Genomic DNA, 18,581 nt, shown 5'->3' on the forward strand with positions numbered 1-18,581 from the left:
TTAAGCTATGTTTAAAACTTACTAATAAAAATGCCGCTCACCTTAAGTGAGCGGCATTTAGCTATCTATCGAACCAAAGTGATTATGGACGAGTCATATCCGATTCTGCACCGTTCACCAATTTGATTTTAGCGCTAGAAGTCTCTTCAGTCGTAGTATTTTCATACTCGCGTCCCTTAGGCACTGCAACTTGCTCTCTCACTTCAACCACTGGTTTAGTCATGTCAGAGGACACCATAGAGCCAAAACGACTCGCAGCTTTTGGTTTGTTGGCCACAACATCAATCACAGGCTTTGTTGTTACAGTAGATGCAACTTGAGGCGCTAATTGAGGTTTTGCAATGGATGCGGGTTTGGCCGTCGGCGCCGAAGATGTTGCTTTAACTGCTTCTTTTGAAACAACATTTGATTCCACCGTAGACTCTGTTTGAATCACCAGCTCAACTTGCTTATTTGACTCGGTAGCCGTTGCGGGGGCTTCGGTTACTGATGCAAAGTTAACGTTCGCTTCAACTGCTTTTGCTTGTGCATCGATTTCAGCAGATTTAGTTTCTACTGGTGACTTAGGTTCTGCTGCCTCAACTTCGCTCTCTTTAGTCGTTTCAACTAGAGTTTCAGTTTTGACTTCAGCAGGGATTTTAGCCATCGGTGCTGCAATTGTTTGAGTGTGCTCGATTTCGGTTGTTACGTTCTCTGTAATAGCGGCTTCTAACTGAGTAGGTACCGCTGCTACCGGTGCTTCAACACGAACACTAGCGACTTCTCGTGGGTACTCTTGGTCAACACCTAACTCGTCATTAGGAACAAACTGTGCTGGCGTTGATGTACCTTGGTCATCTTCATCACGGCGACGGCGCTGACCCGCTGCGCGAAGATGGCGTGGGCTACGACGGCTACGACGTTGACCTTCTCTTGGCTCTTGTTTTGACTGACTGTCAGCATTTTCATCATCAGTGCTTTCAATGTCGTTATCTTTCGATAGTACATCTACTGGCGCGGTGCTTTCTGTTATTTCTGTTGTTGTGACTTCCGCTTCGATAACAGCTATGGTTGGTGCTTCTTTAGTGGTAGTTTCGGCAACGTTATGCTCTAAAACTTCGTTGTCTAAAGCTTCACTTTTTATCGAGTCTTGAGCTAGTGATGCATCTTTACGAGGCTGGCGACGTGTTCTTGGTGTTCTCGTTTCTGCCGTTGTTTCAGTGATTACCGCAGTTTTCACTTCGATAGTGACAGCGGCAGCATTTACAGCTGCAATCTCTGTCAATACTTCAACAACTTCTTCAGGAGAAATAGGTATCGCATTATCTGGCGTATTATGACCATTATCGATACGTACTTTACGGCGCATATTACGACGTTGACGACGCTCACGAGCAACTTCTTGCTTCGGAGTATCGGTGTCAGTATCAATATCCGCAATAACGTCTTTTGGTGCTTGAACTCGTGGCTTAGATTCCGCTTTTATCGGACGTTTTGTCGCTTCGTCTTTATCTTGAGTAGGGCGTTCTTGTGACGTTGCTATCGCATCCGCAGGTTTTCTTGGATTACGACTACGTGGTTCGCGAGTGCCTTCTTTTGTCTTGTCTGCATCTTGGGCGCTACGTGGGCGTCGAGTGTCATTACGACGATTACGACGGTTTGCGTTAGCTGCGCTGCTATCAGCAGTTTTAGTTTCAGGCGCTTTTACTGGCTCAGCTTTTTCGCTTGGTGCCAACATCGCACTTATCGCACTCACTAGCTTACTGAAGAAACCAGGCTGTGATGGTTGTTCTTTTACCGTTGGTGATGGTGCTTGTTCCACTTTTTGTGGTGCAGCATAACCTTTTAAAGCTGGCGCAGCTGCGGTTGTACGCTCCAATTTGCGGGGCTCATACAACTTAGCTTCTGGCTGCTCAATGCGCTTGTAGCTTGATTCGCTGATTTCATCATCACTACGATGGCGAATAACACGATAATCAGGTGTCATCATGTGTGCATCAGGGATGATATATACTTCAACATTATGACGTTGTTCTGTAATTCGGATAGCTTTACGTTTCTCGTTTAACAAGAACGCTGCTACATCGACAGGCACAACGGCTTCAATTTGTGATGTATTTTCTTTGATTGCTTCTTCTTCCATCAAACGAAGAATCGACAAGGCTAATGATTCAGTACTACGAATAGTGCCTTGGCCATGGCAGCGTGGGCAAATATGTGCAGCTGATTCTTCTAAAGATGGGCGTAAACGTTGGCGTGACATTTCCATCAAACCAAAGCGTGAAATACGGCCTAATTGCACACGAGCACGATCATGGTGCACCGCATCACGTAAGCGATTTTCAACTTCGCGTTGATGGCGTACTGGTGTCATGTCGATGAAGTCGATAACGACTAAACCGCCCAAATCGCGTAAACGTAATTGGCGGGCAATTTCATCAGCAGCTTCAAGGTTAGTATTTAGCGCCGTCTCTTCAATGTCTCCGCCTTTAGTCGCTCTGGCAGAGTTGATATCGATTGAGGTTAAGGCTTCTGTTGGGTCAATTACGATTGATCCGCCAGAAGGTAGACGCACTTCACGTTGGAAGGCCGATTCAATTTGTGATTCGATTTGGAAGTGTGTAAATAATGGCACTTCAGCTTCGTAAAGTTTTACGCGCTCAACGAAATCAGGACGAACTAAAGCAATATGTTGCTTAGCTTCTTCGAAAATACGTGGATGGTCGATGAGAATTTCGCCAACATCACGGCGTAAATAGTCACGAATAGCGCGAACAATGACGTTACTTTCTTGGTGAATTAAGAAAGGAGCGCCTTTTACTTGTGCAGCTTCGGTGATCGCAGTCCAGTGGTGCTGTAGAACTTTTAAGTCCCACTTTAATTCTGCAGATTCTTTGCCTACACCAGCAGTGCGGACAATAAGACCCATGCCGGCAGGTACTTCTAAATCGGCCAGTGCTTCTTTTAACTCAGTACGCTCATCACCTTCAATACGACGAGAAATCCCGCCCGCACGTGGGTTGTTTGGCATTAACACTAAATAAGAGCCCGCTAAGCTAATAAAGGTGGTTAATGCCGCACCTTTATTGCCACGTTCTTCTTTATCAATTTGAACAATAACTTCTTGTCCTTCACTGACGACTTCTTTGATATTTGGGCGACCTTGGAAAGAATATCCTTTAGGAAAATATTCTCTAGCAATTTCTTTTAGCGGCAAAAAGCCATGACGATCGGCGCCATAGTCAACGAATGCGGCTTCTAGAGAGGGTTCTACGCGGGTAATTTTACCTTTGTAAATATTTGATTTTTTTTGCTCGTGACCTGGACTTTCAATATCTAGATCATACAGTTGTTGCCCATCAACAAGGGCAACACGCAACTCTTCTGATTGAGTCGCATTGATTAACATACGTTTCATGATGACGTCATTCTTCTTTAAATAGAGGTCATCAAACATCGCGTTTCGCTGCATTACGGGCCTAGCTGTGGTCAACAAAGCCTCACGGCTTGTGGCTAGGCAAGGTGCGCATTACTGTTAGACGCAGTCGCTGCGTGTCGCATCCTATTTATGGCTTATTTTTTAATGATTACAAAAACAAGGAATTCGTTGTAAAACATCAACCAACCCCATAAATTCTTTAGTTTCGTTCCGGTAATGCCCAAGTCGAATCGGTTTGTCTGACGACAAGTTAAAATATGTTTCGAAATCTGGGAGAAAAATTCCAGGAAACCTTATTAATTTAAGGTGATTTTCTCGATTTAATCGTAAAAACGCATTTGTGGTATTTTTACTTAATCTACGACTTGCAAATCAATGAATTGCTATCAAGAAAATATTTTTTTATCCATGAGATTTTTCGCTTGGGAAAGGGAGCTTGTGAACACTTTATCCACTGGTTATCCCTAATCGCAGGTGAAATATAGCAACAATCAAAAAATTCAGCAATGGGAAGGCACAATTCTTCTTAGTTGTTGTACAATGAACGCTGCAATAATTAGATGGCGCATCATGAATACAGAATCCACCCCACAACAGGTTCAGTTGATCACGATTGATGAAGATCACTTCGAACAGCGTATCGATAACTACTTAATGACCAAGCTGAAGGGCGTGCCGAAAAGCATGATCTATCGCATTGTCCGCAAGGGCGAGGTTCGAGTTAATAAGAAGCGCATTAAACCTGAGTACAAGTTACAGATTGGCGATATAGTGCGTATTCCGCCTGTTAGAGTCGCAGAGCCAGACAATCGTACTGCACCATCGGCCAACTTAAGTAAAGTGTCGCAGCTTGAAGATCGTATCTTGCATGAAGATAATCATCTGATCGTGTTAAATAAACCTGCTGGAATAGCGGTGCATGGCGGTAGCGGTGTTGATTACGGCGTGATTGAAGCGCTGCGTTCACTGCGTCCTCAGCAGAAGTTTTTAGAGTTAGTACATCGTCTCGATAAGGATACCTCCGGTGTTTTATTGATCGCTAAAAAGCGAAGCGCGCTCAAACATCTGCATGATCAGCTTAGACATAAAAAGATGCAAAAAGATTATTTAGCCTTAGTGAAAGGTGAATGGTCTGCTCAAGATAAAGCGGTTAAGCAGCCCTTATTAAAAATCACCCTTAAATCTGGTGAGCGTATCGTGCGCGTCAACGCTGAAGGTAAACCGTCAGAAACGCGCTTTAAAATTATGCAGCGTTACCAAGGTTGTACTTTAGTTAAGGCCAGCCCAGTTACTGGCCGTACTCATCAAATTCGTGTGCATTGCCAGTTTGCTGGTCATCCTATCGCCTGTGATGATAAGTATAGCGAGCAAAAGTTTGACGATAGCATGCGTGCGTTAGGTTTAGCGCGACTATTTTTACATGCGGCAGAACTCATGTTTATTCATCCTGAAAATGATGAAGTGATGCGGGTTTCTGCACCTTTAGATCATAATTTGTCACAATTATTGGACAAGTTAAAGCGTGTGTAACAAGTAGGGGTAGGATTCAAGGATGAAGATCAAGCAATATGATTTAGTGATTTTTGATTGGGATGGCACGCTGATGGATTCCATCGGTAAAATTATCATCTGCATTGAAAACATGGCTAAAGCATTGCACCTGCCTATCCCAACTGAAAATGACATTCGTGATATTATCGGTTTATCTATGACTGAGGCGCTGCGAGTTCTTTTCCCGCAAGGACTCAGTCGAAGTGATTCTTCAGCAGATTTTCTACATCCGTTCTCTAAAAATGAATCTAGCCAAAGGTTAGAGGATGGCTACCTACACATGCGCGCTGAGTTTAAAACACAATATTTACATTTAGACACCACGCCAACGCCGCTCTTTGCACAAGCGCCTGCCTTAATTAGTCACTTGCACACCCAAGGCTATCAATTAGCCGTTGCAACAGGTAAAGCCCGCGCAGGTCTTGAACGCGTTTTTGAACAAACTGGACTTGGAAAGTACTTTGTTGCGTCACGCTGCGCAGATGAAGTGAGCAGTAAACCCCATCCTGAAATGATTTCAAGCTTGCTTCACGAATTGAATATTGCGCCTGAACGAGCTTTGATGGTGGGTGATTCTTTATTGGATCTGACCATGGCGGCCAATGCTGGGATTGATAGCATCGGTGTGACTTATGGTGCCCACAACGCCAAAAAGTTATTGCGGGCAAAACCTATTGCCTTGATTGATTCGCCAGAGCAATTACTGCAACACCTTTAACTATACTTTTTATGCAGGCGTGATGATAAACGCTATCTTGGTACAACCTTCCTTATTACGGTATATACCTTATCCTTTGGCGGATTAAAGTTTGCGCGCTTTATTTAATAAACAAAGCTCGCTCAGTAAAATCGATGCATATCAAACTAAAACCAAAGTGAATTATGCCAAAACGTCTACACCTTGGGCTAACAGCATCTCAGTTAATAGTATTAGTGGTAAACCAACCAAGGTATTAGGATCTCGACCTTCGAGCTGCGTAAATAAAGCGATCCCTAAACCTTCACTTTTAAAGCTACCTGCACAGTAATAGGGCTCTTCCTTTTTTACATAAGCCACGATCTGTGCATGGCTGAGTTGCCTGAAATGCACGGTAAAAGGTTCAACTTCGGCGTTCATCATCCCCGTTGCGGTATTATAAAGTGCGAGTCCGGTATAAAAGGTGATGGCTTTACCTGAGGCTTGGGTAAGCTGCGCAACAGCGTTGTCAAAATGATGGGGTTTACCGATAATCTGGCCATCAATAACAGCGACTTGATCAGAACCTATAATCAATCCATCTACAAATTGTGTTGCACCAGCAAATGCCTTTGCTTTGGCGAGTCTAAGGACTAATGCTGGGGCCGATTCATTACTATGTGCTGTTTCGTCGATATCAGGATTACAGCACTCGAAGGCTAAACCGAGTTTTTGTAGTAGCGATTGTCGGTAGATAGACGTCGAGGCTAAGATTAACGGGGGTGGCATAAATGAATTTCCGTAAAAAATTGAGCTATATTGTGACCAATTTGAGCGAGAGTGCACAACTATTTCGTTTTTTACGCTTTCTTTTCAGCGAATACGGCTAAATGCGGCTATTTTAGGCGGCTTATGCTTGTATGCGGCCTCATGCTTGGGTACTATTTCGCCCACGTCAATTTCAATGTTGGGGCTGGAGAAAGGCTTAAGTTGCAAACTGGGACTTAAGTTAGTATTTTTTCTTTGACTCTAGCGTTTCCAAACTATAATATGCGCGCCTTATGCAAACAGTAAAGATACCGGTTTCAATTGATCCATTTCGCGCCGCCACGAGCCGCCAAGTTTATCACGGCACAGTTCCTGGCGTGCAATTGAAAAGATTAACTGAGTTATGTGCCGGCGACTGTTCCGATGTGGCAGTGTCGCTTGAATGTGGTGTAGATTTACAGGGGATAGTCTACCTGAAAGGGAAGGCTGTGACGGAGCTCACTCTAGTATGTCAACGTTGCATGACGCTATTTACCACAGAGGTTACGGTCGAGTTTTGTTTCGGTCCATGCCGGACTAAGGCAGAAATCGATGAGCTCCCGGATGCGTATGACCCAATTGAGTGCAATGAAGTTGGCGAAGTGCGTCTACATCAATTAATCGAAGATGAATTGATAGTCGCTATGCCGATAATCCCAATGCATCAAGAGATTGATTGTAGTGCCGGATCTAAAGACATAGTTGTAGGCGAGATCGAACCCGCTCATGAGGAGCGTCCAAATCCGTTTGCAGTGTTAGAAAAACTGAAGAGCAAGTAATCTAGGAGACAGGCCAATGGCTGTACAACAGAACAAAAAATCACGTTCAAAGCGCGGAATGCGCCGTTCACATGACGCACTGAGCACTGCTCAGCTGTCTGTAGACGCTACCAGTGGTGAAACTCATATGCGTCACAATGTGACTGCAGATGGTTTTTATCGCGGTAAAAAGGTAATCAACAAGTAATTTGTTGGTTTCCTAATGACGAATCTGGCGCTTGCGTTAGATGTAATGGGGGGCGATTATGGCCCCCACGTCACAGTGCCTGCAGCCTTGCGGGCACTACAATTACATTCTTTTCTAAAAATCTTTTTGGTCGGTGACAAGACTGAAATTGATGTCTATTTACACCAAGCTGAAGCGAGTTTACTTTCACGTATAGAAATCATTCATACCGACGAAGTCGTGAGTATGTCTGATAGACCTGTACATGCATTACGCACACGTAAAAACAGCTCAATGCGCTTAGCAATTGAATTAGTGCGTGATGAACGTGCGCAAGCATGTGTGAGTGCTGGTAACACCGGTGCACTAATGGCGATGGCAAAAGTATTGCTCAAAACTTTGCCAGGCGTTGATCGACCCGCATTAGTCAGCTGCTTACCTGCGGTGACTCAAAAACCAGTTTATTTACTGGATTTGGGCGCTAATGTTTCCTGTGATTCAGAAACCTTATTTCAATTTGCCGTGATGGGTTCTGTTTTGTGCGAAACGATTGATAAAAAATCTCGGCCAAAAGTTGCCTTGCTCAATGTGGGCATTGAAGAAATTAAAGGTAACGATCAGGTTCAGCAAGCTGCACAATTACTACAACAAACAGAGCAAATCAATTACACCGGTTTTATTGAAGGTAATGAAATCTACTCTGGAAATGTGGATGTGATTGTTTGTGATGGCTTTGTGGGCAACATCACGCTAAAAACCTCAGAAGGTATTGCCAAGTTATTGGTACATCAGTTAAAACGGGGATTAACCCAAGGTTTATTTGTTCGTTTTCTGGCTAAACTTATCGCCCCACGTATTCAAGCGGTGCTGAGCCAGATGAACCCCGACCACTATAACGGCGCAAGTCTGATAGGATTGCGAGGAATAGTGGTAAAAAGCCATGGAAACGCTGACGAAACTGCCTATCTACAAGCAATCAACTTGGCAGTAACGGAAGCTCAACGTCGACTCCCTGAAATGATAAAAGATCGTTTGGAGTCGATTCTTTTAGATATAAATAACTGATCCCTCCTTATGCATACAAAAATTCTCGGAACTGGTAGTTATCTACCCGTGCAGGTACGCAGCAATCAAGATTTGGAAAAGATGGTAGAAACCACTGACCAATGGATTGTGGAACGTACAGGCATATCAGAACGTCGTATTGCGGCCTTCGATGAAACCGTTTCAACTATGGGCTACCAAGCTGCACTCAAAGCGCTGGAAATGGCTGGCATAGAAGCATCAGATTTAGACATGATAGTTTGCGGCACCACCAGTGCTCCCAATGCTTTTCCGGCTGCCGCCTGTGAAATTCAAGCTATGCTTGGCGTGCATACCATTCCAGCATTCGACATCGCAGCGGCTTGTTCTGGCTTTGTTTATGCTTTATCTGTTGCCGACCAATTTGTAAAAACGGGCGCTGCTAAAAAAGTATTAGTAATTGGGGCCGATGTGCTGTCTCGTTTATGTGAGCCAGAAGATCGCTCAACGATTATTTTGTTTGGTGATGGTGCTGGCGCCGTTGTGATTGGTGCATCTGAAACGCCAGGGATCATTTCGACTCATATCTATGCCGATGGTCGCCAAGGCGATTTATTGAAATGCGCTTTCCCACCACGGCAAGGCGAAACCTCTGAAGCGGTCGGTTTTATGACCATGAAGGGGAATGATGTCTTTAAAGTGGCTGTAACTCAATTGTCCCATGTTGTGACTGAGACGCTACGTATCAACAATATTGATAAGTCAGAAATTGATTGGTTGGTACCGCATCAAGCTAATTTCCGTATTATCAATGCTACCGCCAAAAAACTCGATATGAGTCTCGATAAAGTGGTCTTAACCTTAGCTAAACATGGTAATACCTCAGCTGCATCTGTGCCTATCGCGTTAGATGAAGCAGTACGTGATGGCCGCATTCAACGTGGACAACTACTGCTGCTTGAGGCATTCGGTGCAGGGTTTGCGTGGGGTAGTGCGCTCATTCGTTTCTAAGTTCTACATGTGTTTTCACATGATTTTTCAATAAATTAAGTTAGCCATAGGTAATTTGAATATGGAAAATGTTGCTTTTGTATTTCCAGGTCAAGGTTCACAAGCCCTAGGCATGTTAGCCGAGCTTGCACAATCACACGCAGTAGTAGGGCAGACCTTTGCCGAGGCGAGTGACGTCTTAGGTTATGATCTGTGGGCATTGGTTCAGCAAGGTCCTGTTGAAAGCTTAAATGAAACAGATAAAACCCAACCCGCCCTATTAGCGGCAAGTGTTGCTATTTGGCGTGCCTATGTAGCTTCAGGCAAGCCTATGCCAGCCATGTTAGCTGGCCATAGTCTAGGCGAATACTCTGCTTTAGTGTGCGCGGGTGTGATAGGTTTTAAAGACGCGATAAAGTTAGTGGAACTTCGTGGTCAATTGATGCAGCAAGCGGTTCCTGCTGGCACAGGCGCCATGTATGCCATTATCGGTTTAGATAATGACACAATTGCCAAGACTTGCGTTGAAGCGGCTCAAGGTGAAGTGGTGAGCCCAGTTAACTTCAATAGTCCTGGCCAAGTGGTTATAGCGGGACAAAAAGAGGCGGTTGAGCGCGCGGCAGTGGCTTGTAAAGCAGCAGGCGCCAAAATGGCGGTAGCATTACCTGTCAGTGTGCCATCGCATTGTGCGCTAATGAAACCTGCCGCAGATAAACTCGCAATTGCATTGAACGATATCAAGTTTAATGCACCTAATATCGTTGTTATTAATAACGTCGATGTTGCCTATCCCGCAGCGGCGGATGAAATTAAAGATGCCTTAGTGCGTCAGTTATATTGTCCTGTGCGTTGGAGTGAGACCGTTGAACTAATGGCTCAGAAAGGCATTACACACTTGATAGAATGCGGCCCGGGTAAAGTATTAACAGGCTTAACAAAACGAATTAATAAATCACTTTCAGCCCAAGCGGTTAATGACGTTGCTTCATTAGTAGCATTAACTGAGTAAGGAGTTTGTATGAGTTTTAATCTGAATTTAGCGGGTAAAGTGGCTTTGGTAACTGGCGCGAGCCGTGGTATTGGCCGTGCGATTGCTGAGACGCTTGTCGAAGCGGGTGCTGTGGTCATTGGCACTGCCACCAGTGATAAAGGCGCTGCGGCCATTCAAGAATATCTGGGTGACAAAGGTTTTGGTTTAGTGCTTAATGTCACAGATAGTGAATCTGTTACCAATTTATTCGCATCGATTAAAGAAAAAGTAGGTGATGTTGATATTCTAGTTAACAATGCGGGTATTACTCGTGATAATCTGCTGATGCGGATGAAAGATGATGAATGGCAAGATACTATCGACACTAATCTGACATCATTATTTAGACTATCAAAACCTGTGATGCGTACCATGATGAAAAAGCGTTTTGGCCGAATCATCAATATTGGTTCAGTGGTAGGTACCATGGGCAATGCAGGTCAAGTTAACTACTCGGCAGCAAAGGCGGGTTTGATTGGGTTTACAAAATCTCTTGCAAGAGAGGTTGCATCTCGTCAAATTACCGTTAATGCTATCGCTCCTGGATTTATTCAGACCGATATGACAGATGAGCTGACCGAAGATCAGCAAAAAGCTATTATGTCACAGGTTCCGATGGAACGATTAGGGCAAGCGCAAGAAATTGCTAACGCTGTGCTCTTTTTGGCCTCGGACTCAGCTGCTTACATCACAGGCGAAACATTGCATGTGAATGGCGGCATGTACATGGTTTAAGGGCGAATGGCAGGGATTCTGTCGTAACTGAGTAGTGATCTGTATCAATTGATGGTGAAATTTCGTGGTTAGACCACGAAAACTAAGCTTGCATTGTCAGCCAAATCTAATAAACTACTCGCAATCTTACGCAAGTGCGTAATTTGAATAGGAAAGAAACTAATGAGCAACATCGAAGAACGTGTAAAGAAAATCATTGTAGAGCAACTGGGCGTTAAAGAAGAAGACGTTAAGCCAGCGGCATCTTTCGTTGACGATCTGGGTGCAGATTCTCTGGACACTGTTGAGTTGGTTATGGCTCTAGAAGAAGAGTTTGATACCGAGATCCCTGATGAAGAAGCTGAAAAGATCACTACTGTTCAAGCAGCGATCGACTACGTTTCTAAGAATCAGTAATTCTGAATTCTTGAAGACAGGCGGCATTTTTGCCGCCTGTTTTTGTTTTAGCCCCGTCAAATTCTGCTTCTGTACTACTCAATCATCTCTGGATCGTATTTTATTGTGTTATCCACGGGATGCTCGCCGCAGATTGGCGACTTCTTTCTTAAATAAATCGTTACGAAAGAATTGTCTAATGATAGAAAACCGTGTTTATCTATCAAAACTAACAAATTTAGCATTTAAAGGTGACTGCCGTGTCTAAACGTCGTGTAGTGGTAACCGGTTTGGGGTTAGTAACTCCAGTGGGTAATACTGTGGATACTACTTGGAAAGCCTTGCTTTCAGGTAAAAGTGGTATTGCACCAATAACCAAATTTGATGCCAGTGAATTTTCTACCCGTTTCAGTGGTTCAGTAAAAGATTTTGATATTGAACAATATGTCACGAAAAAAGAGGCCCGCAAGATGGATCTCTTTATTCAATATGGTATGGCGGCAGGCATTCAAGCTATCCACGACTCAGGTCTGGATATGAGCAAAGAAAATCCCGGTCGAGTCGGCACCGCTATTGGCTCAGGTATGGGCGGAATGTGGCTGATTGAGCAAGGCCACAGCGCGCTCATCAATGGCGGCCCACGTAAAGTTTCTCCTTTTTTCGTGCCGAGTACTATTATCAATATGATTTCGGGTAACTTGTCGATCATGTTTGGTATGCAAGGACCTAACTTTGCTGTCACCACCGCTTGTACTACGGGTGTGCACAATATTGGCTTTGCGGCGCGCACGATTGCCTATGGTGATGCAGATGTTATGGTCGCTGGCGGCGCCGAAGATGTCACCTCTCCTTTGGGCGTAGCAGGTTTTAGCGCGGCGAAAGCATTATCTACTCGCAACGACGATCCAATGGCAGCAAGTCGGCCATGGGATAAAGACCGTGATGGTTTTGTTATAGGCGATGGTGCTGGCGTGATGGTGCTTGAAGAATATGAACATGCAAAAGCGCGCGGAGCGACCATTTACGGCGAGTTAGTCGGCTTTGGTATGAGTGGTGATGCTTTTCACATGACATCGCCTCCAAGCGATGGTGCTGGTGCGGCGGCTGCGATGGTCAATGCTATTAATGACGCTAAGTTATCACTTGAACAAATCGGTTATATCAATGCCCACGGTACATCGACTCCTGCGGGAGATAAAGCCGAAGTTGCAGCGGTTAAATCCGTGTTTGGCAACCAAGCTAGTAGAGTATTAGTGAGTTCAACTAAATCGATGACGGGTCACCTATTAGGTGCTGCTGGTGCAGTTGAGGCTATTTTTACCTTACTCGCACTACGCGATCAAATTGTGCCGCCAACTATCAACTTAGATAATCCTGATGAAGGTTGTGACTTAGATTTTGTTGCTCATACTGCCCGTGATGTGAAGATGGATTATGCACTGTGCAACTCGTTTGGCTTTGGTGGAACTAACGGTTCATTGTTGTTTAAAAAAGCCTAACAATATGGCCGTGAAGAAATGCGTCTGAGGGCGCATTTTTTATGACTAAAATTAATAATCTATATTTATCAGGTTGATTTTTAATAATTTTTAGTAAAGTTGCATCATAACTATCTGATACCTTCATCATTAACCTTTTCTCATAAAGCTTGTTTGTTTTTATCCATTGATAATGACAAACATATCCAACCTTAATGGGCTATTTAATATTAAACCCTGCGATTAATTAGCTTATTCCTATTAGCGCTGCACTAACTGCAAATTTGACCGAGTTAATCTGCGGTGAATGAGAAGTTTGGTATATCTGAAATAGGGATTTTTACCTTAACACTTATATTGTGTGTGGTGGGCTGATTTGCATTGCTGGTGATGGTAATTAGCGTTGGCATTGATAGTCAGATGCTGTAAGGCTTGCAAGCATGTTATTTTTAGGTATTTATTCCGTTGGAAAAGCCACGCGTTTGTTAGCTGCGCACTACCGTTATAGCCTTGTCATTTAGCTGTATCTAATTTACTGCATGCTGCGTACATATTAGTCACTTTGGTTAAATCGAATTCTTTGATAAGGCCAATTGTAATTATCTTTACCTAACTTAAGCTTTCTATCGTAAACTCAACTTATTGCGTGAGAACATTAAGCCATAGTGGCTGAATAAGTTGAGGTTATATGGCTGGTATCGATAGACAAAGTACCTTGAGATTTTTATCCGAGCCTGCGGATGTCAATTTTGGCGGTAAAGTTCACGGCGGCGCGGTGATGAAGTGGATCGATCTCGCGGCCTATGCTTGCGCTGCGGGTTGGAGCGGTAAATATTGTATTACCGCCTATGCTGGTGGTATTCGTTTTGTACAGCCGATTTTGGTGGGTAATATCGTTGAAGTCAGCGCTAAAGTTATTTATACCGGCAAGACATCTATGCATATCGGTATTGATGTGCGGGCGGGGGATCCTAAAGTGTCTGAGCGTCACCTTACTACCCACTGTATTGTCATTATGGTGGCTGTAGATGAACAGGGTCAACCCACGCCAGTACCTGAGTGGCTACCACAAACGGATCATGATATCCATTTGCGAGATTCAGCATTGCGCCTGATGGAAATGCGTAAAAAGATTGGCGCCGAGATGGAAGCTCACGTAGTAAAATAACGTGATAAATTATATCAACAAAGGTGCTTCTAGCGCCTTTGTTGTTTGTACCGAAAAGTGCGTTTGCCACTCAGTTTGATTTATCCCTGACGCGTTATACTGGCAGGATGTTAAACTGCATTCTTATTTCCCCTCCCGCTTATTACCGCAAAGAAATCTATAGATTGAAACACTTGCTAGCATTTCTCGTGTTTGTTACTGAAGATTTAGCGGTAATATATTGGGTAGAGGGTACAGAACCAGACTCCGCAAGTTCTAATTAATTCATCTTGTTTACCTATTTGAGGATCGCTTCATGGCAAAAGTTGCATTTATTGGTTTAGGCGTAATGGGATACCCCATGGCGAGACATTTACTCAACAAAGGCCATGAGGTCACTGTTTATAATCGCACTTTTGCCAAGGCGCAAGCTTGGGTTGAAACCTATGGTGGTCGCTGCTGCGCCACACCCAAAGAGGCGGCTCAAGGGCAAGAATTTGTGTTCACCTGTGTCGGCAATGATAACGACTTGCGTGAAGTCGTGTTAGGTAAGGATGGCGTTATTCATGGTATCGAAAAAGGTGCGGTATTAGTTGACCATACAACAGCTTCAGCCGATGTAGCGCGTGAGCTCTATCAAGTGTTAGCCCCAAAGGGCGTCCACTTTCTGGATGCGCCAGTGTCTGGTGGTCAAGCGGGCGCTGAAAATGGACTATTAACTGTGATGGTCGGCGGCGATGAAGTCATATTTACCCGCGCTAAACCGATTATTGAAGCTTTTGCTCGTTGCGCCGAGCGTCTCGGTGATGTCGGTGCTGGCCAGTTGACTAAGATGGTGAACCAAATCTGTATTGCCGGCGTGGTCCAAGGTTTGGCTGAGGCACTGCAGTTTGCCCGTAACGCGGGTCTTGACGGTGAAAAAGTGATTGAAGTCATTAGCAAGGGCGCGGCGCAGAGCTGGCAAATGGAGAATCGCTACAAGACGATGTGGGGCCAAAACTATGATTTTGGTTTTGCAGTCGATTGGATGCGTAAGGATTTAGGTATTGCCTTAGAAGAAGCCCGTCGTAATGGATCACACTTGCCATTAACCGCGTTGGTGGATCAATTCTATTCCGAAGTGCAGAGCATGGGCGGAAATCGCTGGGATACCTCTAGCTTGTTGGCGCGCTTAGAGAAGTCAGCTAAGTAAGTCTTGTCTTAAGTTTTACGTTAAATGTTAGCGATAATAAAAATGCCCAGGCTTATGAGTCTGGGCATTTTTTTAAAATCTTTTTTGGTCAAGTATTTGATTGAAATGCTTAATCTTGCCAGCAAATGTAGGTGACTAAACTATGGCTTTCACCTGGGGCGAGTACCAGTTTATCTTCTAACACATTGGCGGCTTCTAAGCAGACCATAGTGAGATAATCCTCTGCATTAAAACGACCTAGCCGTTGAGATTTATCTATCCAAGGGTTCCACAACACGGCAGACCGGCTGTTCTCACGACTGACTTTGATAATCCCTTGCGGCGTATGCAATCGCTGTACTGGGCCAAGCTCGGTATAAACTCGGTCGGTTTCACGATCAAAGTGCACTTCATCAGTGGTTTGAGGATAAGGTCCTTCGCCAAATTCGATATATTTTGAGCCATTAAAACCGCTCGCTTTGAGTTGGTGAATATCTTCAATTGGAAAATAGCTGTGCAGTGCTTGAGTTAGGGTGACTGCTTTATCGCCTAAGTTGGTATTGACCAGACTAATACTTAATGTCTCGCCTAGTGTAAATAACACACTCACTTGAGTATTGTGTGGCCAATAGATTTTATCTTGCTCACTAATTTTTAAGCTGAAACGTAAATGCACTAACTGATCACGCATTTCAACCGACTCAAGCGCCCAAATACGCGTACGGGCGAAACCATGCTGAGGAAAATTAGGCTCGCAACTCATGCCAAACCAAGGCCAACATACAGGTACACCGCCACGGATACCATTACCGGGTTGATAATCGTCAGCCGAAGAAACCCACAGTAAAGGTGGTTTGCCTACGGGTTGGAAATAGTCGATTTGTGCGCCCTGTAAAAAAATTCTTGCCTGACATAGCGCCGAGTTCACTTCGACATAATCGAGGCCATTGGCGTGCTTTTTGGTAGTGACAGAACCCATAGTAAAAATATCCTCAACTCGGATGATGTAGCAAAAAATACAGATGCTTAGCTTACAAACTTTTGCGACTCAGTATAAGGCTTTGTTGCGATCAATTTACAGTTTTGCTGTTTGTATGTGTAAACAAAAGCCAAAACTCATGCTGAGGGGATCTTCCCTTTTTGGCAAATGTCGTTAAAGTGGTCGGAGCACTTAGTAGAATTGCGTCTAACTAAAAAAGGGAACCGACTATGCCAGTTTATCAAGCGCCGCTGCGCGACTATCAATTTATCCTCGATGAAATGTTACACATCTATCAGCAAGATGCACTTAAAGGGTTTGATGAAATTGACCCTGAATTAGTCAATGCGGTTTTACAAGGCATGGCTGATTTTTCAACTGAGGTCATGTTACCCCTAAACAGTGTGGGTGATGTGCAGGGATGTAAACTGGTCGACGGAAAAGTGATTACGCCAGATGGATTTCATGATGCTTACCAACAGTTTGTTGCTAATGGCTGGGCAACACTGACCTGTGATCCTGAGTTTGGCGGTCAAGGTTTACCTGAAGTCGTTGGTATTTTTGCAGCTGAAATGCAAACGGCAACCAATATGGCCTTTGCCATGTATCCTGGGTTAACCCACGGTGCGTATGCCGCTATTCACGCCCATGGTAGTGATGCATTAAAGCAAAAATATTTGAGCAAATTGGTTAGCGGTGAGTGGACTGGAACCATGAACTTAACTGAGTCTCATGCTGGCACTGACTTAGCATTATTACGTACCAAAGCGGTTCCCGTATCTGAAGGTATTTTTGCCATTACGGGTGAGAAAATCTTTATCTCATCTGGCGATCACCAGCTCACCGACAATATAGTGCATTTAGTACTTGCTCGTTTGCCTGATGCACCTGAAGGCGTTAAAGGGATTTCGTTATTTGCCGTACCTAAAGTGTTAGTTAATAGCGATGGCAGTTTAGGGGCGCCGAATACTTTGTATGCCAGCGGTCTTGAACACAAAATGGGTATTCATGGTAACTCAACCTGCGTGATGGTGTTTGATGGCGCGCTGGGCGAGCTAGTGGGCGATGCACATCAAGGACTGCGCGCCATGTTTACCATGATGAACCAAGCGCGTTTAGGCGTGGGCGTGCAAGGTCTTGGTGTGTCTGAAATAGCTTATCAAAATGCGTTAGCCTACGCTAAAGATCGTTTACAGAGCCGTGCGTTAAGCGGCGCGAAAGCCCCTGAAAAAGCCGCCGATCCGATTTTGGTTCACGGTGATGTGCGCCGTATGTTGTTATCGCAAAAAGCATTTAATGAAGGTGCGCGTGCACTCGTTGGCCAGCAAGCCCTATGGCTTGATGAAGCTGAGCGTCATAGTGATCCTGCCAAAGCTAAAGTCGCCTCTCAATTAGCCGCATTATTTACACCAGTAGTGAAAGGTTTTATCACGAATAGAGGTTTTAATGCTTGTGTTGATGCGCAGCAAGTCTTTGGTGGACATGGCTATATTCATGAGTGGGGTATGGAACAGTTTGTACGAGATAGCCGTATAGCCATGATTTATGAGGGGACTAACGGTATTCAGGCATTGGATTTAGTCGGACGTAAATTACTGGCAGATCGCGGCGCGGCGATGCAGCAGTGGTCGGCTTTAGTCACTGAGTTTATTAAATCATACAGCAACAATGCCGCAATGCAGCCTTATGTGAGCGGTTTGATGGATTGTGCTGGCGATTTGCAAAAAGCCAGTGGTTATTTAGCCTCGCAAGCGGCGACCAATCCTGACATTATCGGCGCGGCCTCTATGGCTTATCTAGAATTGTTTGGTGTGACTGCGCTGGCGTGGATGTGGGCCAGAAGCGCCGCCGTTGCATTAGCGGCATTGGAGCAGGGCAGTGAAGAAACCGCATTTTATCAGGCTAAACTCAAAACTGCCGATTTTTATATGGCTTACTGGGCGGTGCAAGGTCGCAGTCTGCGTAAGCAAATCGAGCAGGCGAGTGAAATGCTCACGCAATTGGATGAAGCTATTTTTTAAGCGCTTACCTTAATGATGCTGGGCTAACTCAGCTCAAAACAACCTAAACCAGCGCACAGTCGCTGGTTTTTTCATGTTCTCTGCAAATCTAATTTCTGAAAAATCAACCATAAAATGTTAATGTACTTCAAATAGCTTAACCGTCTTTTCCTGTTAAGCTAATAGTTTCTATCCGTTATCCTTGGCGCTTAAGCTTGTTTAGAATGACCTTATAGATATTTCTCGATAAGGTTTT

Annotated in this window: 16 protein-coding genes; 13 read left to right on the plus strand and 3 right to left on the minus strand. The window is 44.4% G+C overall.

The annotated features are described in order from the left end of the window. Positions 1–82: 82 nt before the first annotated feature. Positions 83–3,451 carry a ribonuclease E gene (gene rne, locus C9I43_RS05045; protein ID WP_107882499.1) on the minus strand — a complete coding sequence of 1,123 codons (3,369 nt, stop codon included), beginning with the start codon at positions 3,449–3,451 and terminating at the stop codon, positions 83–85. A 537-nt stretch (positions 3,452–3,988) separates the two neighbouring features. Here rne and rluC point away from each other — a divergent pair. Then, a complete protein-coding gene (gene rluC / locus C9I43_RS05050; protein WP_107882500.1) occupies positions 3,989–4,948 on the plus strand; it encodes a 23S rRNA pseudouridine(955/2504/2580) synthase RluC in 960 nt (319 codons plus the stop codon). Positions 4,949–4,970: 22 nt separating this feature from the next. Next, complete coding sequence (locus tag C9I43_RS05055) at positions 4,971–5,687, plus strand: HAD family hydrolase (RefSeq protein ID WP_107882502.1); 717 nt, start codon at positions 4,971–4,973, stop codon at positions 5,685–5,687. A 162-nt stretch (positions 5,688–5,849) separates the two neighbouring features. On the opposite strand, the gene C9I43_RS05060 is transcribed toward C9I43_RS05055, so the two are convergent. After that, the gene (locus tag C9I43_RS05060; RefSeq protein ID WP_107882504.1) at positions 5,850–6,434 is read right to left on the minus strand and encodes a Maf family protein; all 585 of its coding nucleotides are present in this window, start codon (positions 6,432–6,434) and stop codon (positions 5,850–5,852) included. Between the two features lie 272 nt (positions 6,435–6,706). Here C9I43_RS05060 and yceD point away from each other — a divergent pair, with 272 nt between their 5' ends. From yceD to C9I43_RS05110, 10 genes are all read left to right on the plus strand, one after another. Then, positions 6,707–7,231, plus strand: coding sequence for a 23S rRNA accumulation protein YceD (gene yceD, locus C9I43_RS05065; RefSeq protein ID WP_076498380.1), 525 nt, complete (start codon positions 6,707–6,709; stop codon positions 7,229–7,231). A gap of 16 nt (positions 7,232–7,247) precedes the next feature. Beyond that, positions 7,248–7,418, plus strand: a complete 171-nt coding sequence (gene rpmF, locus C9I43_RS05070; protein WP_076498383.1) for a 50S ribosomal protein L32 — start codon at positions 7,248–7,250, stop codon at positions 7,416–7,418. Positions 7,419–7,433: 15 nt separating this feature from the next. After that, positions 7,434–8,462 carry a phosphate acyltransferase PlsX gene (gene plsX, locus C9I43_RS05075; RefSeq protein ID WP_076498386.1) on the plus strand — a complete coding sequence of 343 codons (1,029 nt, stop codon included), beginning with the start codon at positions 7,434–7,436 and terminating at the stop codon, positions 8,460–8,462. 9 nt (positions 8,463–8,471) lie between these two features. Further along, entirely contained in the window at positions 8,472–9,431 is a 960-nt protein-coding gene (locus C9I43_RS05080; protein WP_006081228.1) for a beta-ketoacyl-ACP synthase III, read from the plus strand. 61 nt (positions 9,432–9,492) lie between these two features. Beyond that, entirely contained in the window at positions 9,493–10,419 is a 927-nt protein-coding gene (fabD, locus tag C9I43_RS05085) for an ACP S-malonyltransferase (RefSeq protein ID WP_107882506.1), read from the plus strand. Positions 10,420–10,428: 9 nt separating this feature from the next. Continuing rightward, positions 10,429–11,175 (plus strand): 3-oxoacyl-ACP reductase FabG, encoded by a 747-nt coding sequence (gene fabG / locus C9I43_RS05090; RefSeq protein WP_076498390.1) that lies wholly within the window; start codon positions 10,429–10,431, stop codon positions 11,173–11,175. A 162-nt stretch (positions 11,176–11,337) separates the two neighbouring features. Then, positions 11,338–11,571, plus strand: a complete 234-nt coding sequence (gene acpP / locus C9I43_RS05095; protein ID WP_006081231.1) for an acyl carrier protein — start codon at positions 11,338–11,340, stop codon at positions 11,569–11,571. A gap of 239 nt (positions 11,572–11,810) precedes the next feature. Further along, entirely contained in the window at positions 11,811–13,049 is a 1,239-nt protein-coding gene (gene fabF, locus C9I43_RS05100) for a beta-ketoacyl-ACP synthase II (RefSeq protein WP_107882508.1), read from the plus strand. A gap of 667 nt (positions 13,050–13,716) precedes the next feature. Then, complete coding sequence (locus tag C9I43_RS05105) at positions 13,717–14,196, plus strand: acyl-CoA thioesterase (RefSeq protein ID WP_076498394.1); 480 nt, start codon at positions 13,717–13,719, stop codon at positions 14,194–14,196. Between the two features lie 295 nt (positions 14,197–14,491). Then, on the plus strand, positions 14,492–15,367 hold the full coding sequence (locus C9I43_RS05110; RefSeq protein ID WP_107882510.1) for an NAD(P)-dependent oxidoreductase: 876 nt from the start codon (positions 14,492–14,494) through the stop codon (positions 15,365–15,367). A 109-nt stretch (positions 15,368–15,476) separates the two neighbouring features. On the opposite strand, the gene C9I43_RS05115 is transcribed toward C9I43_RS05110, so the two are convergent. Further along, positions 15,477–16,325 carry a D-hexose-6-phosphate mutarotase gene (locus C9I43_RS05115; RefSeq protein ID WP_107882512.1) on the minus strand — a complete coding sequence of 283 codons (849 nt, stop codon included), beginning with the start codon at positions 16,323–16,325 and terminating at the stop codon, positions 15,477–15,479. A 230-nt stretch (positions 16,326–16,555) separates the two neighbouring features. Between C9I43_RS05115 and C9I43_RS05120 the strand changes: the two genes are divergently transcribed. Further along, positions 16,556–18,346: an acyl-CoA dehydrogenase C-terminal domain-containing protein gene (locus C9I43_RS05120; protein ID WP_107882514.1), complete on the plus strand. Its 1,791-nt coding sequence runs from the start codon at positions 16,556–16,558 to the stop codon at positions 18,344–18,346. The last annotated feature ends 235 nt before the right edge of the window (positions 18,347–18,581 follow it).

The organism is Shewanella morhuae, from assembly GCF_003028295.1.
GTDB classification, from domain to species: domain Bacteria; phylum Pseudomonadota; class Gammaproteobacteria; order Enterobacterales; family Shewanellaceae; genus Shewanella; species Shewanella morhuae.